Here is a 16,354-nt window from a genome sequence, read left to right as displayed (position 1 = left end):
ACCCAATACCCCGTTGCGCGATTGGTAACCGCGCAGACCGATCCACGAGGGGCTGCGCGCACGGCGCTGCGATGGAAGTATCGCAAGGGTGGCCAACAAGAAACCGCAAACGATCGCTTACCCGGCGCCGGAGAAACGCCCGCGCCACCACCACACTGAACAGCTCGAGCCCCACGTCATCGTCCTGTTCGGCGCGACGGGCGATCTCGCCAAACGCAAGCTGATCCCGGGCCTGGCCTACTTGGACCAGTCCGAGCTTGCCCCCGATATCCAAATCGTCGCGACGTCGCTGGAAGACCTCAGCGACGACGAATTCCGCGAACTCGCCAAGAACGCGATCGATTCGTTCGGCACGCACAAGCTCACGCCCGAACAGTGGGCGAACTTCGCAAAGATCGTCAGGTATGTCCCGCAGGGCGCCGGGCCCGAGGCGCTCGCCGAGGCGGTCGCCGAGGCCGAGAACAACCTGGGACCAAACGTGCGGCGACTGCATTACCTGTCGGTCCCGCCGAAAGCGGCGCGCAGCGTCATCACGATGCTGCGCGATGCCAAGCTCGTCGAGCGCTCCAGAGTGGTCATGGAAAAGCCGTTCGGCACCGACTTGGCCAGCGCGGTGGCACTGAACGACTTCGTGCACGAAACGTTCGAGGAAGCACAGATTTTCCGGATCGACCACTTCTTGGGGAAAGAGGCCGCCCAGAACATCTTGGCGTTCCGCTTCGCCAACGGCCTGTTCGAGCCGATCTGGAACCGCAACTTCATCGACCACATCCAGATCGACATTCCCGAGGCCCTGGGGCTGGATCAGCGGGCCAACTTCTACGAAGAGACCGGCGCCTACAAGGACATGGTCGTGACCCACCTGTTCCAGGTCATGGCCTTCGTGGTGATGGAGCCGCCGACAGCGCTCGAGCCGTTCGCCATCAGCGAGGAAAAGAACAAGGTGTTCCGGTCGATGTTGCCGGTCAAGCCTGCGCATGTGGTGCGCGGCCAGTACAGCGGCTACCGCGACGAGACCGGAGTGGCGAAAGACTCCGACACCGAGACGTTCATCGCGCTCAAGGTGGGCATCGACAACTGGCGCTGGGCCGGGGTGCCGATCTATCTGCGCACCGGCAAGAAGATGGCCGAGGGCATCCGCATCATCTCGATCGCCTTCAAAGAGGCTCCGCGAACGATGTTTCCGCCCGGATCGGGCGTGGGCACCCAAGGTCCCGACCACCTCACGTTCGACCTCGCCGACAATTCGAAGGTTTCACTGTCCTTCTACGGCAAGCGGCCCGGTCCCGGTATGAAGCTGGACAAGTTGTCCATGCAGTTTTCGTCGCAGGAGATCGACACCGTGGTCGATGTGCTCGAGGCCTATGAACGGCTGATCCTCGACGCGATGCGTGGCGATCACACCCTGTTCAACACCGCGGAGGGCATCGAGTCGTTGTGGGAACGCTCGGAAGACCTGCTCAATGACCCCCCGCCGGCCAAGATTTACCAGCCCGGCACGTGGGGTCCCAACGCCATTCACCAATTGATCGCGCCCAATGCGTGGCGGTTGCCATTCGAGCGGGAGTGGCGCGGATCCAAGGCCTAGCCGGGGCTAGCCCGAGAAGTCCGGCGGCGGCTGACTGAGCCAGTCGTGCAACTTCGTGTGGATGCTGGCGTGGTTGAGCAGGTCGAAGTGATGCAGGCCGGTGAGTGTTAGCCCATGCTCCGGCTCGAACGGCACCCGCCGGGACTTGCCCACGCCGGATGCGCTTTGGGGGCGTACCAGGCGGTCGCCGAGCACAACGCCGAGCGCGCGCGGGCCGGCGCTGGTCGCGACGAGGTGGTAGACGGCGTGGGGGAGGAAGGGCACCTCGTTGCAGCGGTCACGCAGGAACTCGTCGGGGTCGCCGTCGCTCCAGTCCTCGTCGAGCAGTGCGCCGTACCGCATGTCCTTGGTGCCCGAACTGCGGGCGTTGAGAAATGAAGACAGGGCTTGGGTTTCGGGCAGCCGGGCCAACGCCCAGGATGCGGCATTGACGCCCTTCTCCAGGTCGGCGCCCAGGTGCGGGGACCCGAGGCAGACAACATGCCGAACGGCGTCGGGCCAGCCGTGCTGATGCTGCGTTCCGTAGTGGCAGGCGCTGCGCACCACCAGGCCGCCCATCGAATGACCGACCAGCGCGATCTCGTCGACCGGGACCGGCCAAAGCGCCTGCAGCTGATCAAGCAGCGAGGCCAGGGTTTTTCCGTTGTCGGAGATGTGCAGCCCGGTGTTGTAGCGCAGGTAAACCGGGGTGAACCCCAGGTCGCTGCGCAGCCGCGCGCCGTAGGACCTCACCTCCTCGCCGTCGCGAGGGCGTCGCCACCACGCCATTTCGGTCATGCACCAGCCGTGGACGAACACCGCGATCCGGCCGGTTGCTTGCGGGAACGCCGCGGCGAGACCGGGGGCAGTCATCGCGACCGGCTCGCCGCGGTGGCGCACCTGCATGGTCAGCGCGAAGCCGTTTCCGCGGTTGGTCAGCTCATCGCCGTAGATGCCGTTCAGCGCCGCGATGAACCCGGCGACCCTGGGATTGGATTCGATCGCCTCGTCTTCGTCGCTGCCGCGCGTCTCGGCAGCCAGTTCACCGGCACCGCGCAACGCGGCCCGAAGCGCGCGGTCGACGGCGTAGTAGGTCGCCGCGGCAGTCGTGTTGTGCACGACTTGCACGGGTTTCGACACCGGCCCCACGGCATCGAAGACCCGCCGCGCGATGCCGCTGTGCGTGTCACGCACGAGGGTTGTGAGAACACGGGTGCCCTCACCGGCGAGGTCGGCGAGTGATCGGATTTCGTGTCGCTGCATGAGCTGCTCCTCCCCTCTTGCCGCGGAGGGTTCCCACTCTGGGCAAGGCTTATCCCGGAGGTCCTACTGTCAGGACTTGATAGAGCCGGACGACAGAAAGCGAAGAAGTCATGCCACCGCCGCTGCGCCCGCGCCGATCTGCCCTCTACTTGCCCGGCAACAACGCCCGGGCGCTGGAGAAGGGAAAAACGCTGCCGGCGGACGTGTTGATTTTCGACCTCGAGGACGCCGTGGGCCCCGACGCCAAAGCCGACTCGCGGGCGAGGGTTTGCGACGCGATCTCGTCCGGGAGCTACCGACCCCGCGAGATCGTGGTGCGCATCAACGGCATGGGCACCGACTGGCACGACGACGATTTGGCCGCCGTGGCCGGTTCGGCCGCCCATGGCGTGCTCGTGCCGAAGGTCGAGACGGACGAACAGGTCCAGGCGCTCATCGCCGCGCTCGACGAGCTCGCCGCGCCGGAGTCGTTGCGGTTGTGGGTCATGATCGAAACGCCCGGGGCCATCCTGAGAGCGGAGGAGATCGCCTCGGCCAGCGATCGTTTGGCGGCGTTGGTGGTCGGCACCAACGACCTCGTGAACGATCTGCACGGATTGCACGTGCCCGGTCGCGCGCCGGTGCTAGCTGCGTTGTCACTGGCGGTGTTGGGGGCGAGGGCGGCCGGGAAGGTGGTCCTGGATGGCGTCTTCAACGACATCACTGACGAAGCCGGGTTCCGAGCCGAGGCCCGGCAAGGCCGGGAGATGGGCTTCGACGGCAAGACCCTCATTCATCCGTCCCAAGTCGGCCCGGCCAACGATCTGTTTGGTCCGTCGCGCAGGGAGCTGGCCGATGCCCGCAAGATCGTCTCGGCCTACGAACAGGCCCAAGCCGCAGGGAACAGCGTCATAACGGTCGACGGCCGGATGATCGAGAGCCTGCACGTGCGCGACGCCCAGCGGATCCTGGCCCTCGGTGACCTCATCGCGGAACTGGAATGAATCTGCCTCGTGGCAAGTGGTGCCTCGACGTCCACACGTGCAATTCCGCGACATCCGAATACCTCGATTGCGTTGGGAGAGTCGCTTGCCCGCAAGCCGATTCAGCGTTCAAACTACGTCGGCCGGGAATTGCCGGTATGGTGCCTTCAGCAAATAGATCCTCGGGCAAAGGAGTGTCTGGTGCGGCTGAACCGAACCGCGATCGCGGGAATGGTGGTCACCACCGCGGTCATCACAGCGGGCTGCTCGAGCGGCAACACCCCGTCGGGTTCGACGTCGAGTCAGACGTCGACATCGAGCTCGCCGACGGCGGCCTCGTCGCAATCGACAACGCCGCCCGCGTCCTCTGTGCAAGCCGCGCCGCTCGACCAATCCACCTGTCTGGACATCTCTTTCACCAAAGACAATTTGATGGTGGCGTCGAAACCGGAGGACGCGCGCAGGTTCGCCGACACGCTGGAGAAGTACGGGCCGCCCGACACGGTGAAGGCCGCGATCGAGCACTTCGTCACCACCGTCGGTGCGCAACCCAACGACGCTGACCTGAACGCCAACCGGGACCTCCTCACCGGTTGGATTAAACAGATCTGCCCCAACGTGAATCCGTGAGGCCGACCTTTCCTGATGGCTAGGCCGTGCCGTTTCGTTGGATCCACTGGGTGAGCGCATCCTGGAGCGCGGCCGAGACGCGAACACCGGCGCCGTCGGCGGCCCGCTCGAACCGCTCGACCAACTCCGTCGCGACCAAGGCGTCCACCCTGCAGTGCGTCGGTTTGGGCTTCGCCGGCTGCTCGGGGAGGGCTACGGGCGCGTGTCGCGCGATGGTGGCGTCCATGGTGTCACGCAGTGCGGGAATCTCGTCGAGCAAGCGGGCCAGGTCGTCGCGCTCGATGCGCAGGACCTCGGCCGCCCCGGTCGTCGTGACCGTCGCGGAACGTAGTTTCCCACGGCGGAGGGCAGATTCGCCGATCACTTCGCCCGGTCCCAAGACGGCAACGCGGTCCTGGCCGACATACACGCCGACCTCGCCGCTGAGCAGGATGTAGCAGGCGTCCGAGGGAGTCTGCTCATGAATGAGCGGCAATGGCGCGGACGTGGAAGTGTGATGTGCCGCTAGGACAACACACTGCAAATCGTTATCCGAGAGCTTGTCGAATGTGGCGAATTCGCGTAACCGGCGGATGTCTTTTTCCTCATGTCCCTGCGCATCCACTTTCATAAAGGGCTCCTAATGTGCGATGTGACCCGGACATCGAGGAGCCTAACTCGATTTTGCGGCAACGACGGAAATAAATTGGCGGCGGCTGCGCACGGTCATGTTGATGAGGGAGGACGGGCGCCCAGGGCGGCGCGGGCGGCGGCATGCGTCTGCGCAGCGTACCCACCCCCGAACAACGCCACATGCGCGAGCAGCGGGAAGAGCTGGTGCAACCCGATCCTGTTGCGCCAGCCCGGTTCTAGCGATCGCACGCGCTGGTAACCGGCGACGATGGCGTCGTAGTGCGGGCAGCCGAACAAAGCCAGCATCGCCAGGTCAGTCTCCCGGTGACCGGCGTGTGCTGCCGGATCAATCAATACCACTCCGTCGGGTGTCCACATCACGTTGCCGCTCCACAAATCGCCGTGCAGCCGCGCCGGCCGGTCATCGTCGTCGAAGTCGCCTGCACGGCAACGCGCCGCGACGGAGTCGATCGCGGCGCGGGCGGAAGCATCCAGGCGCGCGGTCGCGAGCTCGGCCATCGGCGCCAGCCGCTCCTCGGCGTAGAAATCACCCCAGCTTCGGTGCCCCCGCACTGACATCGGCAGTGGCTGCGACAAGGGGCCGAAGAACCCGGGCCCGTCCCATCCCTCGGGCCCCGAACCGAACGCCGCGGCACCCGCGTCGTGCGTGACGGCCAGTCGGCTGCCGAACTCGTACGCCGCTTCGCGGCTGGGGGCCACCGAATCCAGTCGCCGCAGGGTTAGGTGGTCGGCGCCGAACGAAACAACCTCTGCGCATGGCACGCCGCCCACCACACTTGAAAGCCATCGCAGCCCCGCGGCTTCCCACGCGAAGTAGCCGGCGGGCGCGCCGGGGTGGCGCTTGACGAAGTCACTCACCCGGTAACCGCAGGGTGCAAGTGCAGCCAAACCCGTTGGGGCAGCCCGTCATCGCGACCCCGTCTAGACGCATTCATCGCGCTTCGACTGTAGACGCTGCGAAGCTCCACTCCACCAGGCTGAGCAGCGTGAAAGCGGCTGAAAGATGCCGTCCCCACGCGAACCGGTAGGTTAAACCCGGATTCCAAGCGAACCTGGAGGGAGAGACTGTGCGCCAAACCGCGGCCATGGCCGAGGCCGACCGCGCCTGGATGATCGACACGCTGCTCGCGCTGCTGCAGACCCCAAGTCCGGCGGGGCGCACGGATGCGGTGATGCAGCTGATCGGCGACATCTTCGATGACTTCGGCGTGCCGTTCACCCTGACCCGCCGGGGTGCGCTGACCGCCGAACTGCCGGGGGAGTCCGCGACCACCGACCGGGCGCTGGCGGTTCACTCGGACACCATCGGCTGCATGGTGCGCGGCCTCAAGGACAACGCCCGCCTCGAGCTGATTCCGGTCGGGACCTTCTCGGCCCGGTTCGCCACGGGTGCCCGCGTCCGGATTTTCAGCGACGACCCCGACGAGTTCATTACCGGCACCGTCTTGCCGCTGAAGGCCAGCGGGCACACCTTCGGCGACGAGATCGATACCCAGCCCACGGATTGGAAGCACGTCGAGGTCCGCGTCGACCGCAAGGTGTCCTCGCGGCAGGACCTGGCGCGCCTGGGCCTGAACGTCGGTGACTTCGTCGCGTTGATCGCCAGCCCCGAACTCACCGCCGACGGCTTCATCGTTTCCCGCCACCTCGACGGCAAGGCCGGTGTCGCGATCGCGCTCGCACTGGCCAAGAACTTTTCGGAGAACAAGGTTGTGCTGCCGCATCGCACCACGATCATGGTCACCATCACCGAGGAGGTCGGCCACGGAGCCAGCCACGGCCTGCCCGCGGACGTCGCGGAGCTGGTCTCGGTGGACAACGCGGTGTGCGCGCCCGGCCAGCACTCCATCGAGGACGGCGTGACCATCCCGATGGCCGACATGCACGGCCCCTTCGACTACCACCTGACCCGGAGACTTTGCCGGCTCGCCCAGGAGCAGTCGATTCCCTTCGTGCGGGACGTGTTTCGTTATTACCGCTCCGACGCCGCCGCGGCGATCGAGGCGGGCGCGGGCACAAGGGCCGCGCTGGTCGGCTTCGGGGTCGACGGCAGCCATGGGTGGGAGCGCACCCACATCGACTCGCTGGAGGCGGCGTACAACCTGCTGCACTGCTGGCTGCGGACGCCGCTGACCTTCGCCAAGTGGGACGCCAAGCCGTCGGGCAATCTGCGTGACTTCCCGTCGTCGAAGCAGCCCGCGCCGACCGAGCAGTGGGTGCCGCTGGCCCGTGGTGAGCACGCCGAACCCGGCGATGCGTCGCCGGGTTCGCCCTGGCCGCCATCGGTAGGCCCTCAGTCCTGACCCGCCCATCGGGCTCTCATGAAGCGTGTACGTCGGGGGTGCGTACGTGCTCCGGGCGGAAGCCGCGCCCAACGATGATCGGCGGGATGAACTGCAAGGGACCGCGACCGACGATTTTGGGAATGTGGATCGGGGAAAGGTCGCCGGTCAAATTGGGTTCGACCGCCCGGTCCTGGATGAAGACCTGACCGGCCTGGATGATTCGGGTGGGCAGCTCGCGGCGGTGCTGCACCTTGGCGAGATCCGTATCGGTCAATCGGTTTTCGCGAAGCGGAGCGCACAGAATGTTCGCTGCGGCAACCGCATCGGCGACGGCGAGGTTGATGCCGACCCCTCCGGCCGGCGACATGGCATGCGCGGCGTCGCCGATGCACAGCAGGCCTGTGCGCCACCAAGTTTCGAGCCGGTCCACCCGAACGTCGAGGTGGCTGGTGTCGTCCCAGGAGTGCAGGTCGTTGACGTGTTCGCGCAGCTGCGGTAGCGCGGAGGCCAGGCGCTCTTTGAACGCCTCCAGCGAACCGCTGCGGGGGTCGGCTCCCTTAGGCATGAGGTGGGCGACCTGCCAGTAGTCGCCCCGGTAGATCATGGCCATGAGCAGGCCCCTGCGGATGACCGCGAAGGGCTCTTGCGGATCGCCGGGACGCCATTTCAAGCGGAACCACAAGACGTCCATCGGGGAGTGCGCGGCCGCGGTGTTCAGCCCGGCGGCGGGCCGCACCGCCGACTTGCGTCCGTCGGCGCCGATGACCAGCTCGGCATGCACGTCCAATTCGGGCGTGCGCACCCCGGTGATCCTGTCGCCCTCGAAGATCAGCTCTTTGACCTCGGCGTTGCGGATCAATGTGAATTCCGGATAGGCGCTTGCCTTTTCGGCCAGGAAGTCGAGGAAGTCCCACTGCGGCATCAACGCGATGTAGGGCTGGTTGAAGCCCAGCCGTTTGAGCAGGCTGAAGTTGCCGAAGGTGCGAAGTGACCCGTCGGTGTCAAAGGCGACGCGCGTGACCTTGGTGTGGGGTAGACGCAAGAGCTCGTCGATGAAGCCCAGCTCATCCATGATCCGAAGGGTGCTTGGATGCACGGTGTCGCCGCGGAAGTCGCGCAAGAAGTCATTGTGTTTCTCCAGGACGACAACCTGGACGCCGGCACGGGCAAGCAGAAGAGCGTGAACGAGTCCGGCGGGACCGCCGCCGGCTACACAGACCTGGGTTCGCAGAGCGGTCATGCGCTGACCCTACCCGCGGACATGCGAGATCTCTAAGAACGACGCGCTTTTGGATCACCCCGATATCGGACGGCAAGTCGGTGCTTGCTTAGGTGAGCGCAGCACTGAATCACTTTGTGATCAAACGTGTTTCCACGCACAGGGGCTGGCGGTACCGTCACATTGGCGTGCGAGCATCCGCGATTGACCTAAACGTTATCTAAGACGCTCTTACTCTTCTCTTAATCTTCGGGTAGGGTCGCAGGTCAATGGTTCGTCGAGCGATTGCGGGAGCGGCGTGAAGCGATTCGATGTGGTGATTGTGGGTGCGCGGTGCGCCGGCTCGCCGCTGGCGACGATGCTCGCGCGAAGGGGCTTGAGCGTCTGTCTGGTTGATCGCGCCCAGTTTCCGTCGGAGACACCATCGACTCACATAATCCAGCCATGCGGCGTGCAAGTGCTGGAGCAGCTGGGCGTGCTGGACGATGTCTGGGCGGCCGGCGCGGTTCCGCTCGATCGCATGACGATGGTGATCGACGACGACGTTCGAATTGAGGCGGCGGTCGACCGCGCGATCGAAGCCCCCCGCGGCCTGTGCGTTCGGCGGGTGACGCTGGATGTGTTGTTGGTCGACGCGGCGGCTGCTGCGGGCGCCGACGTTCGCACGGGTCTGCGCGTCACAAACCTCATCACCGAAGACGGGCGCATTACGGGCCTGGACACGGCCGCCGGCCCCATCCAAGGGCAGTTGGTGGTCGGCGCCGACGGTCGGCACTCGACGGTCGCCACGCTGGCTGGTGCCCGCGAATATCACGTCGCACCGCCCGGAAAGATGTTTGCCTGGGCGTATTTCGAGCATGTGCATGACCGGGAAGGGCACGCGCGGCTTGGCCGCCGCGGAGATTTGGCCTTCCTCGCCGGCCCCACCGACGGTGATCTCTACATGGCCGCGATCGGGATCGACATGGCGAAACAAGCCGAGTTTCACGCCAATCGTGACGCCAACTTCACCGCTGGCATACGGGCCTGGCCTGAGCTTGCGGATGTAATCGGAGATGGGCGACGTGTCGGCCCGATCCGGGTACTGACGAACTGGCACGGGTACTTCCGAGAGGCTGCCGGCCCCGGGTGGGTCCTCGTCGGCGATGCCGGCCACTTCAAGGATCCATCGCCAGGCCAAGGCATCGGCGACGCTTTCCGCCAGGCGCGTCGATTGGCCGATTCCATCGAGGACGGGCTGGGCGACACCAGTCCCGACGAGGCTATGCAGCACTGGTGGCGCTGGCGCGACGACGATGCTTATGAAATGCATTGGCTTGCGCACGATTTCGGTTTCCCGGGCGCTTCGACACCGTTGAATACCCGTTTGATGAAGGATGTCGCCGCCGATCCCAACGCCACACAGATGCTTCTCGGTGTGCTCAACCATGAGGTCCGCCCATCACAGCTTTTCACGACACGCCTAGTCACCCGGGCCGCGGCGCGCGCGCTGCGCGATAGGCCTGACCGGCTGATCGCAACGCTCAAGGAGATCGTCAGCACGGGGAAGCGGGAGGCGCACCGTTCCCGGCAGAGGCGGGTTGCTGCGTCGGGGAGGCAAGCCATGCGATGAGCGGAGAGCGTCGCGGCGATGAAGTTGCCGCGGGGAGCGGATGTTGAGTTTGCGGCGGCGTCACAGCTGGCTGCGGGCGCGCTCCGGTCGGCGCGGCGGGGTGGAGGAATCTGCCGTCAGGACGTCGTCGCCGGCGTGCGAGATCCGTGATGTCGAGCTTGGTTTCCGCCGCATCTCTTGGCTTCGTACATGGCGGTGTCAGCATCGACGACCAGCTGGCGAAGCGCCCGTTCGGCGTCGTCACAACCCACGCTGCGCAACGCCAGGGTGGCGGTTCCGACGCTCGCCGTTACCGACGCGGGGATCGTCGCAACCGCGTCGCAGAGCTTATGCCCCCACCCTTGCGGCCGTTCTGTCGAAACGACGTCTGCGATCAGAAATTCCTCTCCGCCGATGCGGCCGATGACCGCGCTGTCTTGGCAGACGGCTGTTATCGCGCGGGCCGCCGCGACGAGCGCCTCGTCGCCGGCGGCATGTCCTCTGCTGTCGTTGACCGCTTTGAAATGGTCGAGGTCGACCATGGCCACGGCCAGGAACATGTGGTCGCGGCCGGCAAGCATCCGGCCGATTATCGCGCGGTCGCATGCGCGCCGATTCAGCAAACCGGTAAGGGGGTCGCGGTCGGCACGCAACAGATCTACGCCTAGCGCCCGGACGACGATATGAATTGCCAAGGGGACTACCACGTTCAGTTCGAGTACGAGAAAGTAGCCCGTAAAGGCCAGAGTCGCATGGCCGGCAGCGATCAGGCGGGCTGCCTCGAGGGCCCCAGCCGCGCCGGCCAGCAAGAAATTCACCGCCATATATCGGGCGGTGTGGAAAAACGCCTGAGGGCTGCATGACCATTCGGTGATGGAGTGTCGCTCGCTATGAGCTCTGCAGCGATCGTGGCAACCCGAACCAGGGGAGCATGCTGTTCTCGAAGCGGGTCATGGCGCAGATGCGGTCACCAGCGAGGCTGAGGACATACAGGCCGACCCCGTGGCTGACGCCACCGGTGCTACGCAGGTATGCGCCGAACGCCGGTTGACGGTTCGCCCGCGTCGGTACCAGGTCGAACCTGCGACCCGCGCGGAACAGCGTCGCGCAGAAGCGGGCCACGGCGTCGCGCCCCTCGTATTCGAACGGCATCGGCGGCATCGAGATGAAGACGTCATCGGTCAGAAGGGCCACCAGCGCGTCAAGATCGGCCGACTCCCACGCTGAGACAAACTTCGCGATGATCGCAGCCTCCGCGGGTGAGTCGCGTTGGGGTAGCGGTTGCGGGTCATCGTCGGCCTGAAGCCGGCGCCGTAGGCTTGCGCGCGCCCGTTTGAGGGCGCCTTTGACCGATTCGACGGTCGAGTCGAGCATGTCTGCCACCTCGGTGGCGTGGAATCCGAGGACGTCGCGAAGGATGAGCACGGCGATTTGGCGAGGCGGTAAGACCTGAAGGGCGGTAATGAAAGCCAGCGAGATGGCTTCACTCTGCTCGTAGCAGGCGTCGGGGCCGAGCGGCGCGTCGCTGACACCCTGGAGGAGAGAGTCGGGAAATGGCTCGAGCCAGACGACTTCGCCGAGCCGCGACGGCTCGGGCGGTTCGACGTCGGGCACGTCCCACTCCTTGGCTATGCGGCGGCTCGCTCGGCGACGGGCGTTGAGGCAACGGTTGGTGGCGATCCGGTAAAGCCAGGTGCGTAGTGACGCGCGTCCTTCGAAGCGTCCGAAGCCCTGCCAGGCGGCGAGCAGCGTGTCTTGCAGGGCGTCTTCGGCGTCCTGTAGCGATCCGAGCATCCGGTAGCAGTGCACCTGCAGCTCCCTGCGGTACGGCGCGGTCAGCTCTTCGAACGCCTCGCCGTTCCCGGCCTGTGCGCGGGACATCAGGTCGCCGGGTACCACCCTCGCGTACCTCCTTCCCACACCCCGTGGCACTTCCATCACATATTGACACCGACCACACGGCAAAGGGGGCGCTCGGCGCGCGCCACTTTCTTGACGCGGCGGTGTCTCTATTAGTGCTAGCCGACAACGACAACCGAGGAGAGTAGATGGGAAGGATCATCGTCAGCGAGAACCTCTCGCTTGACGGAGTCGTCCAGGACCCAACCGGTGACGAGGGCTTCAGGGTCGGCGGGTGGTTCACCCAGGTGGGAGATCGCGACCGGGAAGAATGGGCCAAGGTCGAGCTCGACGAGGCGCTGGCCGCCGAGGCTCTGCTGCTGGGTCGGCGCACCTACGAGTTCTTCGCCGCGCGGTGGCCAACCCGCACTGGCCAGTGGGCGGACCGGCTGAACAGCTTGCCCAAATACGTTGTTTCCGCGAGTCTTCAAGCTCCCGACTGGAGCAACTCGACGATCCTGACCGGCGACGTGATAGATGAGGTCTCGACACTGCGACGAAAGGTCAACGGGGACATCGTCGTCTATGCCAGTTTTCAGCTCGTGCACACATTGATCGAGCACGACCTCGTTGACGAGCTGCGGATGTTTATCTACCCGTTCGTCCTGGGGGCGGGCGAACGCCTCTTCGGCGAGACCAGCGCCAAAAAACCCATGCGCCTCGTTGATACCCGCGCCGTCGGTGACGGCCTGGCGTTCCTGACCTATCAGCCCGTCCTAGCCCACGACGGATCGCTCTAGGGACTCGAGCGACGCGGCGAGGTAATCCTCAGGGAACATGGGCATCTCGCCGACCCGATCGCGGAAGTCCTGCGGCGTGGCGGTCCAGTCGTAGGTGAGGGTGACATCGGTGCTGTCCCCGTCCGGGGCAAGGTCGTAGCGCCAGAACCAACCGCCGGGACTGTGCTTGCCAGCCTCGTCGAGCACGCCCGGCATCCACCCGATCGCGCGGTCCTTGTCGAACACGTTGACCAGGTTGTATGTGACGTAGTCACCGCCGGCCTGGGTCAGGAACATGTTCATCGCGAACATCTGGCCTGCGGCTGTGATCGGTGCGGAATCCACCGCGTCGCGGACCCAGTCGGTGGGCTCGGTGGTGCAGTGGCGGGCGGGGTCGGCGAGGACGGCGAAGATGGCTTGCGGCGTCGCGGCGATGGTGCGGGTGACGACGTAGCTTTCGGTGGTCGTGGTCATGCGTTCTCCTTACTTGTCGCTGGGTCCGTAGGCGTGGGCGATATCGGGGGAGTCGAGCCAACCCGAGTATGTGGGACGCGACGGCCAGCCTTGGGGCGAATCGAGCCATTCCTCCTGCCGGCCCCACGGCAGGATGTCGATCAGCCCGAACGAGTGGCTGAGCTGCTCGGTGCCCCGCCCGTTCGTATGCCACGTGCGATACACGGTGTCGCCGTCACGCAGGAACACGTTGACCGCGAAGCCCCCGCCGGGCGGTGCGTCCATGTCGGCGCCGAACGAGCTCTCCGACGACGAATACCATTTCATCCGGTTGCCGACCTTGCGCTTGTAGGCGAGTGCCTCGTCGATCGGTCCGTTGGTGACCACGACGAACCGGGCGTCGTAGTTGTCGAGGAACTCCAGCCGGGTGAACTGCGACGTGAAACCCGTGCACCCGGCGCACTGCCACTCCGCGCCGTCGGACCACATGTGGTGGTAGACGATGAGCTGCGACCGGCCGTCGAACACATCGACAAGGCGGACGCGCCCGTCAACCCCGATGAGGGTGTAGTCAGGCAACTCGACCATGGGCAGCCGGCGCCGTTGGGCGGCGATCGCATCAAGTTCCCGGGTGGCGGCCTTCTCGCGCTTGCGCAGGTCGTCGAGCGCGGCGCGCCAGGTCTGCTGATCGACAATTGGCGGCAGGGCTTCGTGCTCCAAGGTCATGAAATCCACCTTTGCTCTCGATTTGTCAGTCTCGAAGGTACTGACTGGTGGCGCGCCCGGAATTCATCGCTGACGGAGGCGTCGGTGCCTCTGGCAGACGCCAGTGTGCTACGCCGTGACCGCGGTGATTGCCGCGATCGCGTCGATCACCGCATCCGGCTGATCAAGGGCGACAAAGGTTTTCGCGTCGGGCACCTCGATCAGCTTCGCGTTGCTGAACAACCCGGCCAGCCGCCGACCCAGGCCCGGGGTGAAGCAGCGGTCCCGCTGGCCCCACACCAGCGTGACGGGCTTGGTGAACCGGGGGAGCCGGGTGGCCACGTCGGTGAGATCGAAGCTGGACACCCGGCGCAGCAACGCCGCGAGGTCGCGGCAGATGCGTGAATCCTCGAGGCAGGGTTGCAGCCAGGCGGCGGTGAGGTCCGGATCAGGCTTGTTGATGAGCAGGCCGAAGCCGAGCGGCGAGTGGCGCAGCGCCCGCAATCGCAGTTGCCGGCATAGCAACTTGATCGAGACGGGGCCACGAAGCACCGCGAACGCGATGTCGAACGGGAAAGGCGGGCACTTGTCGAAGGCGTCGCAGTTGGTGAGCACCAGACGGCCAATTCGGTCCGGGTAGCCGTCGACGACCAGTTGGCATATCCCACCTCCGGTATCGGAGCCGACCAGCGTCACATCGGAAAGGTCGAGGGCGACGAGCGCGTCGTTGATCATCTCGGCAACGCCCGGCAGCGACAGCGAGGTGGCCTCATTGACCGGGAAGGTGTGCGAGCCCAGCGGCCACGTCGGCACGATGCAGTGGAAACCACGACGCGCCAGGCCTTCGGCGACCTCGCGCCACAGTCGCCCGTCGACCAGGATGCCGTGGACGAACAGTACCGGTGCATGCGGTGAGTCCTTCGGTCCGAACTCCTGGTATTCGATCGTGGCCTGCCGGAGTGCGAGCTCTCCCATGTCGGTTGTTCCTCCTTGCGCATTTCGTACCGACCCTCGTCTGTCATCGCACTGCACGGCTGCTGCCAGGTCCACCCCGTGCACTGCCAACTACTGCCAATGTCGCTCGACGCCGCTCATGGCTCCAGGTTCAGCAGCGCTCCACCGGTCGTCACGTCCAAAGGCACCGACACCTGGTCGTGCGCGATGAACCAGTCGCCGTTCACCGTCCGAAAGCACGTCGTCGCTCGAACCCAGAAACCGGTAGTCGTCGTTCCGCTCTTCAACGTGCCGCTGAGCCGATTAAGGCTGCGCGCAAATGCCACGTCGCCGCCTCACGGTGATGGTGAGGTCGCGAATCTCGTATCCGAGCGGGTGCTCGTATGCCGCGAAGACGCGCTCCCAGTTTCTCTGTTTTGCAGCTGCCCCCATGTATTGGAGGGGCGGTTCGATGTCGAACGACACGACGTCTGGCGAGTAAATGGACATCACCGCTTCGAGATCCGCGGCGCGAATCGCGCCAGCCAGCTTGTCAGTTCGCTGTCGAATATCGGCTTCGTCATCCGCGTGGTCGGTCGTAGTCGTCACAGGATTCACGCTAGCCGCGCCGCAGCGGTGGAGGTTTCGGCCTTGACCTCCCTGCCCGGGCTCGGTTCGATGATGTATACGCCACTAGGAGGAGGGCCTGCAATGAGGATGTTGATTCGCGACGCGGTGTCCGTCGTGATGGTGGCCTCGGCGTCGATGGCCGCCGTGACGATCGCGATGCCGGCGGTGAGCTCGGCGCAATGCGAGAACGGCGACTGGTGGGACGCGAAGGCCAACATCTGTCGGCCCGCTGGCGCGCCGCTCCCTTTGGCATGCGACCCCGGCCAGTGGTGGGACCCGACGGCCAACGTATGCCGGCCGCTGGGCGTGGGGCCACAACCCTTGGCATGTGACGCGAGCCAGTGGTGGGACCCGACGGCCAACGTATGCCGGCCGTTGGGCGTCGGCCCGCAACCGCTGGCATGCGACAACGGCTCGTGGTGGGATCCGACCGCCAACGCGTGCCGTCCGCCGCTGGTACCGCCGGCCGGCTAGACAGCCCATCGGGTCGGCCACCCTGCGACTCGGGTCGCCCGCGTTGGCGGTTCTTAGCAGTGTCATGCGTCGAATTGGCAGCACATCGATCGGCATCGTGGGGGAGTGAACACACGCTTCGACCCCGAAGAGTTTCGTCACCAAGTTCGCCGACTTCTGGCACGACCCATCACCACAACGGTTACCGGAACTCCTGCACCCAAATGTGGTCCTCGTTCAACCGCTCACAGGTCGCAAGATCGGGATCGAGGCCGCGCAAGCAGAGTTCCGACGCATCTGGTGCTGCCTTCCAGACCTACTCGCTGACGTCGACCGTTGGTGCGGAGAGGGGGACCTGGTGTTCATTGAGTTCCGGCTTCATGCCCGTATTCGGGGCCAGGTCATCGAATGG

18 protein-coding genes and 1 pseudogene are annotated in these 16,354 nt (G+C 65.5%); 8 read left to right on the top strand and 11 right to left on the bottom strand.

Translation table 11 applies throughout. The annotated features are described in order from the left end of the window. Positions 1-88 precede the first annotated feature (88 nt). Positions 89-1,588, top strand: a complete 1,500-nt coding sequence (gene zwf / locus JWP83_RS22230; RefSeq protein WP_297734880.1) for a glucose-6-phosphate dehydrogenase — start codon at positions 89-91, stop codon at positions 1,586-1,588. 6 nt (positions 1,589-1,594) lie between these two features. On the opposite strand, the gene JWP83_RS22225 is transcribed toward zwf, so the two are convergent. Further along, entirely contained in the window at positions 1,595-2,830 is a 1,236-nt protein-coding gene (locus tag JWP83_RS22225) for an alpha/beta fold hydrolase (RefSeq protein WP_297734877.1), read from the bottom strand. Positions 2,831-2,940: 110 nt separating this feature from the next. On the opposite strand from JWP83_RS22225, the gene JWP83_RS22220 reads away from it, so the two are divergent. Then, positions 2,941-3,813, top strand: a complete 873-nt coding sequence (locus JWP83_RS22220) for a CoA ester lyase (RefSeq protein ID WP_297734874.1) — start codon at positions 2,941-2,943, stop codon at positions 3,811-3,813. Between the two features lie 180 nt (positions 3,814-3,993). Beyond that, positions 3,994-4,422: a hypothetical protein gene (locus tag JWP83_RS22215; protein WP_297734870.1), complete on the top strand. Its 429-nt coding sequence runs from the start codon at positions 3,994-3,996 to the stop codon at positions 4,420-4,422. Positions 4,423-4,441: 19 nt separating this feature from the next. Here JWP83_RS22215 and JWP83_RS22210 read toward each other — a convergent pair whose 3' ends face one another. Continuing rightward, on the bottom strand, positions 4,442-5,032 hold the full coding sequence (locus tag JWP83_RS22210) for a cyclic nucleotide-binding domain-containing protein (RefSeq protein WP_297734867.1): 591 nt from the start codon (positions 5,030-5,032) through the stop codon (positions 4,442-4,444). Between the two features lie 95 nt (positions 5,033-5,127). Continuing rightward, on the bottom strand, positions 5,128-5,913 hold the full coding sequence (locus JWP83_RS22205) for a fructosamine kinase family protein (RefSeq protein ID WP_297734865.1): 786 nt from the start codon (positions 5,911-5,913) through the stop codon (positions 5,128-5,130). 209 nt (positions 5,914-6,122) lie between these two features. On the opposite strand from JWP83_RS22205, the gene JWP83_RS22200 reads away from it, so the two are divergent. Next, positions 6,123-7,358, top strand: coding sequence for an osmoprotectant NAGGN system M42 family peptidase (locus tag JWP83_RS22200; RefSeq protein WP_297734862.1), 1,236 nt, complete (start codon positions 6,123-6,125; stop codon positions 7,356-7,358). Between the two features lie 16 nt (positions 7,359-7,374). Here JWP83_RS22200 and JWP83_RS22195 read toward each other — a convergent pair whose 3' ends face one another. Beyond that, positions 7,375-8,580, bottom strand: a complete 1,206-nt coding sequence (locus JWP83_RS22195; RefSeq protein WP_297734859.1) for an FAD-dependent oxidoreductase — start codon at positions 8,578-8,580, stop codon at positions 7,375-7,377. A gap of 277 nt (positions 8,581-8,857) precedes the next feature. Here JWP83_RS22195 and JWP83_RS22190 point away from each other — a divergent pair, with 277 nt between their 5' ends. Further along, entirely contained in the window at positions 8,858-10,171 is a 1,314-nt protein-coding gene (locus JWP83_RS22190; RefSeq protein WP_367185665.1) for an NAD(P)/FAD-dependent oxidoreductase, read from the top strand. Between the two features lie 116 nt (positions 10,172-10,287). Here JWP83_RS22190 and JWP83_RS22185 read toward each other — a convergent pair whose 3' ends face one another. Together JWP83_RS22185 and JWP83_RS22180 are read right to left on the bottom strand one after the other, a co-directional pair. Further along, positions 10,288-10,959: a GGDEF domain-containing protein gene (locus JWP83_RS22185; RefSeq protein ID WP_297734856.1), complete on the bottom strand. Its 672-nt coding sequence runs from the start codon at positions 10,957-10,959 to the stop codon at positions 10,288-10,290. A gap of 79 nt (positions 10,960-11,038) precedes the next feature. Continuing rightward, positions 11,039-12,049 carry an RNA polymerase subunit sigma-70 gene (locus JWP83_RS22180; RefSeq protein ID WP_297734853.1) on the bottom strand — a complete coding sequence of 337 codons (1,011 nt, stop codon included), beginning with the start codon at positions 12,047-12,049 and terminating at the stop codon, positions 11,039-11,041. Positions 12,050-12,198: 149 nt separating this feature from the next. Between JWP83_RS22180 and JWP83_RS22175 the strand changes: the two genes are divergently transcribed. Beyond that, on the top strand, positions 12,199-12,789 hold the full coding sequence (locus JWP83_RS22175; protein WP_297734850.1) for a dihydrofolate reductase family protein: 591 nt from the start codon (positions 12,199-12,201) through the stop codon (positions 12,787-12,789). Here the strand turns inward: JWP83_RS22175 and JWP83_RS22170 are convergent. The 5 genes from JWP83_RS22170 to JWP83_RS22150 all read right to left on the bottom strand — a co-directional run bounded on the left by JWP83_RS22170 (position 12,766) and on the right by JWP83_RS22150 (position 15,468). Then, entirely contained in the window at positions 12,766-13,242 is a 477-nt protein-coding gene (locus JWP83_RS22170; protein WP_297734847.1) for an SRPBCC family protein, read from the bottom strand. The genes JWP83_RS22175 and JWP83_RS22170 overlap by 24 nt on opposite strands. A gap of 9 nt (positions 13,243-13,251) precedes the next feature. Further along, positions 13,252-13,947 (bottom strand): DUF899 family protein, encoded by a 696-nt coding sequence (locus JWP83_RS22165; protein WP_297734844.1) that lies wholly within the window; start codon positions 13,945-13,947, stop codon positions 13,252-13,254. A gap of 108 nt (positions 13,948-14,055) precedes the next feature. Then, complete coding sequence (locus tag JWP83_RS22160; RefSeq protein ID WP_297734841.1) at positions 14,056-14,901, bottom strand: alpha/beta fold hydrolase; 846 nt, start codon at positions 14,899-14,901, stop codon at positions 14,056-14,058. A 116-nt stretch (positions 14,902-15,017) separates the two neighbouring features. Further along, positions 15,018-15,206, bottom strand: a complete 189-nt coding sequence (locus JWP83_RS22155; protein ID WP_297734838.1) for a hypothetical protein — start codon at positions 15,204-15,206, stop codon at positions 15,018-15,020. Continuing rightward, the gene (locus JWP83_RS22150) at positions 15,184-15,468 is read right to left on the bottom strand and encodes a nuclear transport factor 2 family protein (protein WP_297734835.1); all 285 of its coding nucleotides are present in this window, start codon (positions 15,466-15,468) and stop codon (positions 15,184-15,186) included. Before JWP83_RS22150 ends, JWP83_RS22155 begins: the two co-directional genes overlap by 23 nt. Positions 15,469-15,570: 102 nt before the next feature. Between JWP83_RS22150 and JWP83_RS22145 the strand changes: the two genes are divergently transcribed. Together JWP83_RS22145 and JWP83_RS31335 are read left to right on the top strand one after the other, a co-directional pair. Beyond that, positions 15,571-15,963: a hypothetical protein gene (locus JWP83_RS22145; protein ID WP_297734832.1), complete on the top strand. Its 393-nt coding sequence runs from the start codon at positions 15,571-15,573 to the stop codon at positions 15,961-15,963. A gap of 148 nt (positions 15,964-16,111) precedes the next feature. Continuing rightward, a pseudogene (locus tag JWP83_RS31335) lies at positions 16,112-16,354 on the top strand (nuclear transport factor 2 family protein); the annotation flags it as partial.

This window comes from Mycobacterium sp. (assembly GCF_025965855.1).
GTDB lineage: Bacteria > Actinomycetota > Actinomycetes > Mycobacteriales > Mycobacteriaceae > Mycobacterium.
This window is presented reverse-complemented; position numbering and strand designations above follow the sequence as displayed.